Origin of the sequence: Shewanella sp. SM69, from assembly GCF_025653985.1 — a bacterium.
GTDB classification, from domain to species: domain Bacteria; phylum Pseudomonadota; class Gammaproteobacteria; order Enterobacterales; family Shewanellaceae; genus Shewanella; species Shewanella oncorhynchi.
In genome coordinates, this window is the sequence record NZ_JAKKRV010000007.1 from 85,493 (window position 1) to 98,391 (window position 12,899).

The 12,899-nt window shown below is 46.7% G+C and carries 12 protein-coding genes; 1 reads left to right on the forward strand and 11 read right to left on the reverse strand.

Going from position 1 to position 12,899, the window contains the following annotated elements; genetic code table 11:
- Positions 1 to 99 precede the first annotated feature (99 nt).
- The 11 genes from L5M37_RS11385 to L5M37_RS11435 form a co-directional block, all read right to left on the reverse strand.
- Positions 100 to 525, reverse strand: a complete 426-nt coding sequence (locus tag L5M37_RS11385; RefSeq protein ID WP_131523523.1) for an SMI1/KNR4 family protein — start codon at positions 523 to 525, stop codon at positions 100 to 102.
- 187 nt (positions 526 to 712) lie between these two features.
- Positions 713 to 1,081 (reverse strand): SMI1/KNR4 family protein, encoded by a 369-nt coding sequence (locus L5M37_RS11390; protein WP_028761011.1) that lies wholly within the window; start codon positions 1,079 to 1,081, stop codon positions 713 to 715.
- Positions 1,082 to 1,122: 41 nt separating this feature from the next.
- Positions 1,123 to 1,341: a hypothetical protein gene (locus tag L5M37_RS11395; RefSeq protein ID WP_263181532.1), complete on the reverse strand. Its 219-nt coding sequence runs from the start codon at positions 1,339 to 1,341 to the stop codon at positions 1,123 to 1,125.
- A 226-nt stretch (positions 1,342 to 1,567) separates the two neighbouring features.
- A complete protein-coding gene (locus L5M37_RS11400; RefSeq protein ID WP_263139063.1) occupies positions 1,568 to 3,019 on the reverse strand; it encodes a methyl-accepting chemotaxis protein in 1,452 nt (483 codons plus the stop codon).
- Between the two features lie 104 nt (positions 3,020 to 3,123).
- The gene (locus tag L5M37_RS11405) at positions 3,124 to 3,615 is read right to left on the reverse strand and encodes a DUF1097 domain-containing protein (protein WP_113940728.1); all 492 of its coding nucleotides are present in this window, start codon (positions 3,613 to 3,615) and stop codon (positions 3,124 to 3,126) included.
- Between the two features lie 260 nt (positions 3,616 to 3,875).
- Positions 3,876 to 6,122: a xanthine dehydrogenase family protein molybdopterin-binding subunit gene (locus L5M37_RS11410; RefSeq protein ID WP_263200534.1), complete on the reverse strand. Its 2,247-nt coding sequence runs from the start codon at positions 6,120 to 6,122 to the stop codon at positions 3,876 to 3,878.
- A 1-nt stretch (position 6,123) separates the two neighbouring features.
- Positions 6,124 to 6,627, reverse strand: a complete 504-nt coding sequence (locus L5M37_RS11415) for a (2Fe-2S)-binding protein (RefSeq protein WP_113940726.1) — start codon at positions 6,625 to 6,627, stop codon at positions 6,124 to 6,126.
- A 3-nt stretch (positions 6,628 to 6,630) separates the two neighbouring features.
- Complete coding sequence (locus tag L5M37_RS11420) at positions 6,631 to 7,398, reverse strand: nucleotidyltransferase family protein (protein WP_411569067.1); 768 nt, start codon at positions 7,396 to 7,398, stop codon at positions 6,631 to 6,633.
- Positions 7,398 to 8,414, reverse strand: coding sequence for an XdhC family protein (locus L5M37_RS11425; RefSeq protein ID WP_028761017.1), 1,017 nt, complete (start codon positions 8,412 to 8,414; stop codon positions 7,398 to 7,400). The genes L5M37_RS11420 and L5M37_RS11425 overlap by 1 nt, the downstream gene beginning before the upstream one ends.
- 321 nt (positions 8,415 to 8,735) lie before the next feature.
- A complete protein-coding gene (locus tag L5M37_RS11430; protein WP_028761018.1) occupies positions 8,736 to 10,475 on the reverse strand; it encodes a methyl-accepting chemotaxis protein in 1,740 nt (579 codons plus the stop codon).
- Positions 10,476 to 10,620: 145 nt separating this feature from the next.
- Positions 10,621 to 11,265, reverse strand: a complete 645-nt coding sequence (locus L5M37_RS11435) for an MBL fold metallo-hydrolase (protein ID WP_263200537.1) — start codon at positions 11,263 to 11,265, stop codon at positions 10,621 to 10,623.
- A 255-nt stretch (positions 11,266 to 11,520) separates the two neighbouring features.
- Between L5M37_RS11435 and L5M37_RS11440 the strand changes: the two genes are divergently transcribed.
- Positions 11,521 to 12,810, forward strand: a complete 1,290-nt coding sequence (locus L5M37_RS11440; RefSeq protein ID WP_263200538.1) for an alpha/beta hydrolase — start codon at positions 11,521 to 11,523, stop codon at positions 12,808 to 12,810.
- Positions 12,811 to 12,899: the final 89 nt, after the last annotated feature.

Genomic DNA, 12,899 nt, shown 5'->3' on the forward strand with positions numbered 1-12,899 from the left:
GCCAGCAACTGCCGGAGTGAGTTGGAAGCTTTTTTACGTCTTTTTGCAAAAAAAGAAGACAGTTTACGGAGGTCAGATTGACTGGCCTTGTTAAACATTTTAGAACTTGAGCGAATAACCACTGGAAACCCACTCATTGAAATTTTCCGCCAACAATACCATAGACTCTTTCGTTAAATCGCCGAAAGGTACCCTATAAACTGGCCAGTCTTCTGAACTTATATTATGTGTGGTATCGAAGACAATTGACTCTCCCCCACCATCTGAACCAATAGCAACCAACCCAGGCAAGTATTGCTCGTAGCAATAGGCTTCTGTTAATTCGGATATCTCTTTAGCGCTCCAGAGCACAACTGAGTCATCTGGTTCTTGCACGCCAATCGGAGTTTCTGCCCCATTAGTTTCAAGCAAGAACTTCTTATACTCACTCGGAAGATCTGTTCCTAACCATTTCTCAAGAGCCTGAATTTCTTCAGCACTTGCTGGATTTTCCGGATATTCGAATTTATCTCGATATTTGCTCATAATGCTTAACGCCCATTTAAGGGGCTGATAATTGTTTGCTAAAATTGTGTAGCGAAGCGAAGTCGAGCAAACTGTTAGCAGTCCCGCTTTAAATGCTTGTATGGGTTAACGTTTGGCTAAGGGGCAGGCTTTAACCCATCACTGAGAGCGGAGCGAACGATTTGAACCACTATTTAGGCTATCACAGTTACTCAAGGTCTACACAAACCTGCTTGTGCCATGCAGAAAGATTCGGCCATTCTTCCTTAGTGCTGCCGTTGTGAGACCAATAAATTATCTCACCCGTCTTTGCTATGCAGAAATAGTCGCCATTATCCTCGATGAATGGCAAAAGGTCTCTTGGAAGACCCATGACATTCCAGGCTGTTTCAGCAATGTCAAAGATATCAAGATGGCCAGAGCCGGGTAAAATTACCGCAGGCTCAAAGGTAGCGTTTGCAACATCGCTGCCAGACTTCAAAAATGATCGGTAGTCGTCATGAAAACTGATGCCCAGTTTGCTTTCAGCGCTGGCTATTTCGGTATCTGTCGGGTTTCGAAATGGATCGTTATTCATAATTATTGTTGCCTAACGTTAAGCGGCGTCCCAAGCCAATTTTAATTGACCGAGGCGAACAAGTGATACTCTAGTGAACGTTTATCATCAACAAACAATTTAAAATTGCTTGATATTTTTCTTAAATATTTCCGATAAAGGTTAACACAATCAGCCATATAGAAACCATCAATTTCCCCAAATTCTATTTTTACAAAACACAGATTTCCACCGCCAACCACAGTGAAATACCCTCCGCAAAAAAGGACATTTTCAGACATAACTTTCTCCCCTGAAATCTATGACCGTCAATTTAGATAATGTCACGCTGATAGAACGGAATAGGGCAATATAACTAAATAGTTCTTTGGGTACTTCCAAATTAAAATGGCGGAAATCTAAGATTTCCGCCATTGTCGGATGATACGTTACTACTTAACATGAGACTCAGTATCGGGCGTTATTGCTCAACACCCCATGCCGACGACTCACATTAAAGGTGACATATTAACTCGTGCGGTACTGCTTTAAAATGCCATCTAACTCGACCGAGGCATGGTGCAGATCATTGGCTAAGGTCACACTGCGCTGGGCTGTTTGTTTGATAGTTTCCGACTGATGGCGGATTTCATTCAATTGTCCGGCAATATCCCGCGCGGCGACACTCTGCTCTTCCGCCGAGGCGGCAATTTGGCTGCTCATATCAAATACCGCATTGACCGATTGCGCCATACCTTGAACATCATCACCGACGGCGATAATCGCACTGCGACCTTCATCGGCCTGATCGACTATCTCCATGGTAATGCTAGATAAACGAGTCGTGCCAGATTGTAAGCCTTCAATCATGGCCTGAATTTCTACCGTGGCCTGTTGAGTTCGACCCGCTAAGGTACGCACTTCATCGGCTACCACAGCAAAGCCACGACCTTGCTCACCGGCACGGGCCGCTTCAATGGCCGCATTTAAGGCTAACAAATTGGTTTGCTGGGAAATACTGTTAATGGTTGTGACTACAGCATCGATACTCGCCGCATCCTTAGACAATTGTTCCACCGATGAAAACGCCGCACCAATCTTAGTTGAGAGTAAACCAATGCTTTCCACTGTATGGCTAATACGCCCACGACTGGCCAACATTTGGCTTGAATTTTCCTTGGTTTGCAACGAAGTATTACTCGCATTAACAGAGACTTCTTCAATCGCTGAGGTCATTTGTGCCATCGCCACGGCAACGGAATCGAGGAATTGATGTTGGAACCCAATCAGTTTATCACTGGTGGCCGCCTGTTGATTAAATTCATCGGATGCCAATGATAAGGTCTGTGCATTTTTGCCAATGGCTGACACCATTTCACTCATATTGTCGGCGCAGCGATCGATTTCCCGAGCAATCAAACTGAAATCGTCAGTACCAAAGAAGTTTAATCTAAAGCTCAAATCACCATCGGCTAAGCGTTTGATGGCTAAGTACATGTCCCATAATCCACCACCGAGTGAAGTCGAAATCCAGTAACTCAGTTGGAATAAAGGCAACAAACCCACTAACGCTAACCAGAACATAAAGTTAGCATCGCTACGCGCATCGGCTTCCCACTCATGGACATTCTGCGTCAGTTGTAAGGCTTGACCTGACACACTGGCGCTGACCGTCACTTTATCCCCTTGACGCTGCGCATCACTTTGCCTTGAAGTTACAGTTAACCCGTATTGGCTGGCAAATTGAGATAAGGCGTCAGCTTGTAGCTTTTGCGCCGTTGCAACTTGCGCTAAGGTATCGACGCTAGCTTGAACCCGAGCGATTGAGGCCTGCTCAAGGTTACGGTGCGCATGTTGATAGTTGACAAGCGCCACGGCGGCCGTGATCAGCGCCACCATAGAACACACTACCCAAAACTTTCCGTTGAGACTGAACTTGATCAATATGGCATCAATGGTACGAAACTGGATTTGTTTCATCTTGATAATTCCTAAGAACAAAATGCTATTTGGCACTAAATCAGCAGTATAGCTCAGATTGTCACGACAACTATGTCAGTCATAAGATCTGAGCAGGTATTATGCTAATCCGTGCTAGCAACTTGGTTACGTGTGGCGGCAGACCACTTTTGTGTCAGAGTAACCAACTGCCCCGTTAACAGGCTCATGCTAAAACCTAATAAGCCACCAATGATCAACGACGGCACGACATTGGCCACATCACCCGCCATAGCAAAGGTAGTGCAACAGCCAATAAATGCGCCGGGAATAAAGCTAAGCTTTTGATAACTTGCCTGTAAACACATGGCCGAAGTGGCTATGCCGGTAAAAATATACCCAAATACGGGCGAAATAAAAAAGCTGCTACCCGAGATAATGAGCCAAGCCCAAAATACACCGGACAGGTTTGTGCACCACGCCATCATCACGCCCTGAAAGCCAGCCTTAGGTTGAGCAAAAAAAGTGCTACAACCTAAAAAGCCGATCCAAGTGACCAGATGAAAAGCATCTGCGACGCCACACCAAATAGCCGCCAATAGGCCGGCAGAAATAGCGACTTGCCAACGATTTTCCATGGATGACCCCTTTAGTAATTCTATTCACGGAAGTTTAATACCCTTGGGCGCTCTAAAATGTATATTTTGAGGTGGCTTGGGTAAACATATTGGTTAAATTACCTCTATTTTGGTAACAAAAACCTGATCTATTGCTAATTTTCGGCATTAATGCCCGTAAAATCGCTAACAAGCAAATTTTTTGTGGTAAAAAAACGAAAAAAGCGCTTATTAGGCGCTTTTTTGTTCAAACGGCTTTCAGTTAACCCTCTTGCCGACACTTACACTCGCAATAGTTTATTCACGGGAAGATCGCGGATCCTCTGCCCCGTCGCCGCAAAAATCGCATTGGTTAAACTCGGGGCAACGGGCGGCACACCCGGCTCACCCACGCCTGCGGGCGGCGCATCGGATGCAATAATGATGATCTCCATATCGGGGGTTTGGGGAAGTCGCAGCAAAGGATAATCGTGGAAATTCGATTGCTGCACTTTGCCCTCTTTGTAAGTGATTTCACCCATCAAGGCTAAACTCAGGCCAAATACAATCGCACCTTCTGTCTGTGCTTTTACCCTATCTGGGTTAACTATCGTGCCCGCATCGATAGCAGCGATGGCATTCAGCACTTTAAGCTGTTTATCCTCACTCACTTCCACCAGCATGGCCACGGCGACATAACTCACAAAACTGCGGTGTACGGCAAAACCCCAGCCCTGATTTTTACCCGCCTTGGGCGCCTTAGCTTGGGCTTTTTCGACCGCGTCGATTACCCCAAAATAGCGACTGACGTCCACAGGGTGACGATTGAGCTCTTCGCCATAGTTGCCGTAGGTGAACTGTTGGTCGGTAAAGGTCTCACGCCTTGCTTCACCTAAAAGGCTACGCCACATTGCAGGGCAAGAAACCTGAGAACGATGAGCCATTTCATCGACAAAACTGCCGACACTAAAACCGTGCTGAATATTACACACAGAGCGCATCCAACCAATACGGCTATGCGCCTGCGCTTTTACCGCTTCGTATCTTAAATTTGGCAAAGCAAAGGGCACATCCACAAAGCCTAAATCCAACTCACCGCCAGAGGGATATTCCACCCCTTCGGCAAAGGTCGAGCTAATGGATGGAAATCCGGTACGGGCTAAAAGCGCGGTCGGTTTGTTATTGGCATCAAACAGTGCCTGATAGGACTGGGCGCTGATAGCATGGTAATAACCGTTTTGAATTTCATCTTCGCGGCTCCAACTCACCTTAATTGGACGCTTGAATTGCTTCGATAATAGTGCGGCTTCAACGCTAAAATCAGGTTTAGATTTACGCCCAAAACCACCACCCAATAGGGTGACATTCACTTTAATCGCATCTTCTTCCATACCTAGCGCTGCGGCCACATTTTGCTGGGTACTTTGCGGCGTTTGGGTCGATGCCCAGATTTCACAGCCCTTTTCAGTCACATGGGCGGTGGCAACGGGCGGCTCAATAGAGGAATGAATTAAATAAGGCACGGTATAAACCGCTTTTAACGTATTCGCCTCGGGCCAGTTTTTGATTTCATCACCAGCTTGACGCACGACATTACCGCTTTGCTGTACCCGCTCGACCAGTGACTTCAAATAAAGACTTGAATCATGCTGACTGTTGTCGGCCTGAGTCCAAGTGACTTTTAAGGCTTTGCGCCCTTCGAGGGCACTCCACGTGTTTGTGGCGATAACAGCTACGCCGCCCAAAGCCTGAAACGCGGGAGCGCCCTTAGCGGCTGGCAAACGATACACATCCACTACCCCAGCCACTTGGCGCGCTGCGGTATCGTCCAAGCTTGCCACATCGCTCCCGAGCACCGGCGGGCGTATTATGCTGGCGTAAAGCATGCCATCGAGTTTGATATCGTAACCATAAATCGCGCTGCCACTTAACATGGCATCCATATCAACGATTTGACGTGATGCACCAATCTGCTTGAAATCTTTAACGTCTTTAAAGGTTAATGACTCAACTGCAGGTACTGGCTGCTCTGATGCGGCTAACGCTAACTCGCCAAACTTGGCCGAGCGGCCCGTTTTAGCATGCAGCACTTTATGGCTGGCGGTATGCACCTCGCTCACGGGAACTTTCCAACGTGCGGCGGCAGCCTGTTCTAGCATGGTTCTTGCCATCGCCCCCATCTGGCGCATGCGGTCGTAATTTTCGCGAATACTGCGGCTACCGTCGGTGTTTTGGCTGGCATAACGTTTATCAGCTAAACCTTGAATAGGGACAATTTTATCCCAATCCGCTTCTAACTCTTCGGCTAAGACTTGCAGAATGCCGGTTCTGATCCCCTGTCCCATCTCGGAGCGATGGCAAGTGAGGTACACTTTGTCGTCTTCACCAATGGCAATAAACAGATTCAACCGCGCTTCTTTATCCTGCGCCAGCGCCATGGGGCTCCATGTTAGTCCGCTCGCCCCTAATGCTAATCCGCCACCCACTGCGCCAAACAGTTTTAGCACGTCGCGGCGGCTGATATTTTCTACGGCAGTAAAAGTACTCATATTAGCCCTCCTGTTTGGCATAGTTTTGCAGTGCGGCTTTGATCCGCGGATATGTGCCGCAGCGGCAGATATTCCCCGACATGGCCGAGTTGATTTGTGCTTCAGAAGGTTTCGGATGCTGCGCCACTAACGCCGCAGCCGACATCAATTGTCCCGCTTGGCAATAGCCGCACTGGGGCACGTTATGTTCGGCCCATGCATTTTTAAGCTTTTGATTATCCAGCCCTTCAATTGTTGTCAGACGTTTTCCTTGTGCCTGCCCCAAACTGGTTAAACAGGCGCGTACGGGATGGCCGTCTAAATGCACAGTGCAAGCACCGCATAACCCTGCACCACAACCATATTTAGTGCCCGTGAGCCCTAAAATATCCCGTAACGCCCACAGGATTGGCATCTTAGGATCGGCATCTAAGGTAAATGATTTACCGTTGATGAAAAGTGTTTGGGTGGAAGCGGCGGTACTGGCTTCCTTGATAACTGCAGTGGTTGATAATACTTCTGCCATAACTCACTCCTTAAGTGCCAACCACGACGCAAGATCGGCTTGGGTATCAATATCAATTGCGGCGCGGGGTAGTGTTATAGCGACTAACGCTCCCCGCTGTGCTTGTTGTTTTAGAATCGATTTCGCCCCGCGATCACCACTCAAGTGAGTGAACTGCGGTAATGTAGAGGCATTAAAAATAGCAGGTACGCCTAAATCATCCAAATAATGGGCGGCAACGTCTTTACCGGTTTCATCCCATGTCAAAATCAGTTGTCGATAATCGTCTGCACTCAAGGCCACTTGGTCTGCCAATGTCAACAACATGGCATCAAAGCCCTGTTCCTTGGCATAACTTGCCGCCAAACTCACTGAGGATGCTAAGCCTGTTTGCCACTGTGGATTAACTAAAATATCAAAGGGTTGGCGGGAGTGAAGCTCGACTAATAATGGCTGCAATATGTGCTGGTGAGCACCGAGTATGATTAACAAAGGCGTATGCTGGAGCGAATGAGAGTCTTTGCGATCCAAACCTAAATCTTGGCAACTAAGCTGTTGTAAACGCTCAACATGAGTGCAAATGATGGTTTGTTCGCGAATTTCCGTAGCACTATGTGATGGTAGAAGTTGCGCTAACTTTACCCCATCAAAGCGCTTACTCTCACCCGCCGCAAGTACCACAATCAGCAGTCGCTTGGATGAAAGTGGCGTTTGCTCTGTCAACGTTAGCGCTGCCGACTTTGGTGCTGAAGACATTAGTACAGAAGGCTTTTGTACTGGCGGCAACGTCATCAACGCATTATCTCATCGAGATGTTTTAAGGTCGCACCATGGAGCACGCCGTGGCACTGGGCCAAAATACTTAACGCCACGGCACTCGGTAACTCGCCGCCAAGGGCAAGCCCTGCGGGAGCAGAAAATACCCCAGAAAAAGATTCAGTACTGAGCCCTGCCATTCCAAGCACTTTATCCCGTCGATGGGCAGGACCAAGCAAGGCAATATAGGCTAGCGGATGCGCTTGAATAACCTTTAATGCCGCAGCATCTAAGCCCAAGTTATGGTTCATCACCACGGCGCAATCCAATTGAGCGATATGATTCGCGGTTAATTCCCCCGCGGTCAGTTTCACTATATGGGCATGGGGGAAATCCGCCGCTCTGGCATAGGCGGTACGACCATCGAAAACAGTCACTTGCCAACCTAAAGTGTGGGCCATGGCGGCAACGGGCTTAGCATCGATACCACCGCCAAAGATCCCAAGATGGAATCTTGGTCTCAAGGGAATAATCAATGATTCTCCCGCGTCTTGGGTGAAGACGCCCGTGCGAACAAAATCGCTAGCGGGGAACGGCGTCAACTCCTCAGAATAAAACGCAGCGTGATACTGGCGTGCATCCGTCCCCGCTTTGACTAAAGGCAATTGGTAAAAACCCGACCGACCGTGGCGAAATGCCTGCACTAGCTCAACTAAGCCAAGATCATGATTTTCTTTTAGCAGAGGGATCAACATGATATCTACTATGCCACCACAACCGAGTCGATAGCTGGCATCGGACTCATCGCTTGCATCATAGGTGACGCACATGACTTGCTTAGTCTGCATGGCATTTTGAGCATGGCGACGTAAATCGGCTTCTAAACAGCCGCCACTTAACATACCCACGCCTTGACCAAACTCATGGAACAACATCATAGCGCCGGGTTTGCGATAGGCCGAACCTTGAATTTGGGTGATCACCGCAAGCACCCAAGCGTCATCCGCCAGTGGTAGCCAATGCTCTAGTAAATCTTCGATTTGGTGATCCATCCGCAAGGACTCCATTGGGTTAGGGAGATTTAAAAAATTTAATGCGCTTATCGCTATTGAAACGATCAACCGTTAATAACGCAGCTATCGACGTCTATTTGTCATCAAAGCTTGACGCAAGTTTTATCAGCAAATAAAACTGCTTCGTGAAACGCTCGCATTAAACATATGGACAACCAAGTTAGCAAAGGCGTGTGCGTATTGAAAGGAGTAATAGATTTCAAAAAGTGTTGAAGCATAAAATATGTTCAGGGGAAGCTAAAGAGGAAGAATTGACGTCCATGTCTGAGTGGCGTTTGTTCGCAAATCAATCACATTTATCTAAAACTGGTATTCCCCCGCCTTAGTGCGCAGTATCTGGGATTGGTTGTCTAGACTAATGGATGTCGATTCAATCTGTTCGATAATCTGTGATACTTCACGGGAATTATCGCGGATCACCATCATGCTCGAAGCGATTTCTTTAGAAACCAAGGATTGTTCTTCGGTTGAAGCGGCAACCTGAGTATTGATCCCATGAATCGCTTCCGTACTATGGCGAATATCCTCAAATACTGCCACGATACGTTGCAGTTCTACCCCCGCCTTTTGCATTAGCGTCGCCGCTTGAGTCACAGATGTACCCACTTGATTCGTACGGCTTTGAAGGCTTGCGACAATATCATCGATTTCCTTGGTGGAATCTTGAGTGCGTTGGGCTAATGATCGAACCTCATCAGCTACCACAGCGAAGCCTCGTCCTTGCTCACCGGCCCGTGCGGCTTCAATCGCGGCATTCAGTGCCAGCAAATTCGTCTGCTCAGCAATCGCCTTAATCACACTCAACACATTGCTGACTTGGGTACTTTCGTTCACTAGATGCGACATAGAGTCTTGGGTATTCCTAAACTCAGTTTCTAATACCGACATGGCTTTCAACGCTTCAGATACCGTCTGTTTACCTACAGTGACATGCGTTTCATTTTCGGCGGCGCGGCTTTCAGCATTCGAGGTGCTCTCACTCACATGTACTAAGGTCGTGGTCATTTCTTCCATCGCACTGGCGCTGGCATCCAGTTCTCTCGCCACTCGATTTGAGCTTTCACGCGAAATTTGAATTGATGCTTTAGTTTGCTTAGCTAAATCAGCCACCTCTTTTGCAATGCCATCCGTCGTCGATAATGAACTGGCAAGGGAAGAGATAAACAAGTTGATTTGATTAACGATTTCGCCAATTTCCCCCTGAGTCGTAACAGAGATCCGCCGCGCAAGATTTTTAGAACGCTGAATATCGAGCAATTCAACACAGGTCTGCACTAAGGGAGTCACAATCCTGCTTTTAACGATAATAAATCCGCCAACGGCGGCTAAAATCACGATAAATAACACCAGTTGGGACCAGTTTAATGCAGCATGCAGGGAGTCGAGTCGGTTATTCACATCACCATCGGTACGTTTATCCAATGCTGTAAAAAACTCATCAATCGGCTGCATGATCTTAGCTTTTTCTCTGTGGTATTGGTCGCTATGTAATAACTCCCTCGCCATGGTTAAGTTAGGCTCACCTTTGATCGTGTAAGTTTGGGTGTTGGGGTCCATAAAAATACCTTTAACGGCATTCATGGCTTTCACTTCGAGGGCGACTAACGCATCTGAGTTTTGCTGGGCTTGTTCAAGGTAACGGAATTCTTCATCAGAAAAACCGAGGGACTTCATTTGCGTGTTTATCGCAATGCTAGCACCGTCGGGTTTTGGCTTATCGCCATAGCTCAGCACCAAATCCCAGTAAATCTGGTGATATTTTTCAGGTCTAGACTTCTCACCATTACGGATAGCCAAAATATCCATATACATTTTTTCGTATTTTTCATCACCCGTAACAGCGTAAGTTCGAGCGAGACGCGTTAGGTCATCGGAACTTTGTCTTAACTCATCGGCGACTTGATAGGACTGATATCGGACGCTAGCCGCATCATTAAAGAGATCGATTTTAGACTTAACATTGAAGCTCAATACCGCAGAAATCACGGCACTCGCGACTATGGTCGAAAAGACCACGCTCATCATTGTTTTTGTTTTCATACTTACCCCAGTAGACGGAAGAACTGCTTTAAGTCTAGAAGGAAAAACAGAAAACATAAAAAAGGTTGGTTTATTAGCTGAAATAATCATTTGATTTGCGAGTGATTATCGCTCACAAATCAAGCAATGCTGAATGGCGTCTCAATTACAGTAAAAGTTGGTCCGCGACAAAGGGGTTATGCTCGCGCTCTTCGCCAAAAGTCGACATAGGACCATGCCCAGGAATGAATTCAACCTCGGCGCCTAAGGGCCACAGTTTTTCGGTGATCGAGTGAATTAAATCCTGATGATTTGATTGGGGGAAATCGGTGCGGCCGATAGAACTTCGAAACAAAATATCCCCCACCCACGCCAACTTAGATTGGGCAGAGAAAAGTGCAATGTGTCCCGGCGTATGCCCAGGGCAATGCAGCACAGATAAACTTTGCTCGCCCACTTTAACAATATCGCTATCCTGCAGATATTGATCCGGTTCAAAGGCATCGCAATGGGGAAAACCAAAATTTTGGCTTTGCTTAGGTAAGTTATCAATCCAGAATTTATCAGCAATATGCGGGCCAATAATCGGCACATTGGCGGCTTTCGCTAGGTTTTTTGCACCACCGACATGATCGATATGCCCATGGGTAAGGAGGATTTTTTCGAGGACGAGTCCAAGTTTCGCCACTTCGTTTTGGATCCTATCAATATTCCCACCGGGATCCACGACTGCCGCACGCTTAGTTTTTTCACACCAGATCAAGCTGCAATTTTGCTGAAAAGGTGTCACTGGAATAATCTGATACTTCATAGCTTCAATCTCGTGTTATCCATAAGCGATAGATTACGCTAAGAAACTCATCATGGCTCAAATTTGTATCCAAAAAATTGATCTTCACCAAAAGCTAATCAAATAATCCTAGCTTACGACATAAACTATTTTGTCTATACCCAAGTTAGCTGAAGATACGCGTTTCAGGTAGCCTAGGTTGCTGCATCTTCAGCTTATTTGGGTATACAATCTGCCAATCACAATAACATGATCCTCTGCCATTAAGGTTGTTTGATGAAACCCGATATTATTCTCGCCGGAGTGCTGGCGAAGAAACACACTTTTACCTTGCCCCTCAACTATCAAAATCCAATTGCAGAGCAAATCCAAGTGTTTGCCAGAGAACTCTGTAGCCCAGAAAACAAAGATAAAAAACTACCTTATATCGTATTTTTTCAAGGCGGCCCAGGATTTGCGGCCATGCGTCCCGCCAGCAACAGCGGCTGGATCCGCCGCGCATTAAAAGAATATCGAGTGTTATTACTCGATCAACGTGGTACAGGCTTATCAACACCGATTAATTACCAAAGCTTGCAACACTTAGATCCCGCAGCTCAAGCGGATTACCTAAGCCATTTCAGGGCTGACAATATCATTCGTGATGCCGAAACGATTCGTGCCCAGCTTTGTCCCGCCGATAAGTGGGCGATTCTCGGCCAAAGTTTTGGGGGATTTTGCGTGTTACATTATTTAAGCGCCGCCCCTCAAGGCGTCAGTGAAGCCTATATCACGGGTGGCATACCATCATTAACCCGTAGCAGCGACGACGTCTATCTTGCGACTTATCAACGCGTACTGGCGAAGAATAAACAATTTTTCCAACGCTTCCACGATGCTCAACATCTCGTCACTCGGTTAGCAAAACATTTACTTGAAAATGAAGTGTATTTGGCAACGGGTGAACGCCTCACGGTTGAAATGCTGCAGTTGCTGGGTATTAATATCGGAATGGAGCAAGGGCCTGAATCGGTTTATTATTTACTTGAGCAAGCCTTGATCAACACGGCTTCAGGGACAGTCGTTAATCCGTTATTTTTAAATCATTTCGGTCAAATGCTCGATTACAACACTAACCCAATTTTTGCCCTGTTGCATGAGGCCATTTACTGCCAACACTCAGCTTCACAATGGTCGGCACACAGGGTTAGACAGCAATTCCCCGCCTTTAACTATCAACAAGGTAAACCGTTTTTATTCACAGGTGAGATGATATACCCATGGATGTTTGACCAATTTAGTCACTTAGTGCCGCTTAAAGCCGCGGCAGAAATCCTTGCCCATAAATCAGATTGGCCAACACTTTACAATCTAGAGCAACTGGCACAAAACCGAGTCCCTGTTGCAGCGGCCATTTACAGTGAAGATATGTTTGTAGAGATGCTATACAGTTTAGAAACCACAAAACAAGTTGGCAGGCTAAAGTATTGGTTAACATCAGAATATGAGCACAACGGCATCCGCATGGATGGAGAACGCATACTAGATAAGCTCATCAGCTTAAACCGAGGCGACACCCTAAGATAAATATGAGCTTTAAGGGCTAATTAAGTTAATGCTGAGATTATATGCCTGCTCCTCATCAGTTGAGTGATTTTGGCAAGCTTTAACGACCT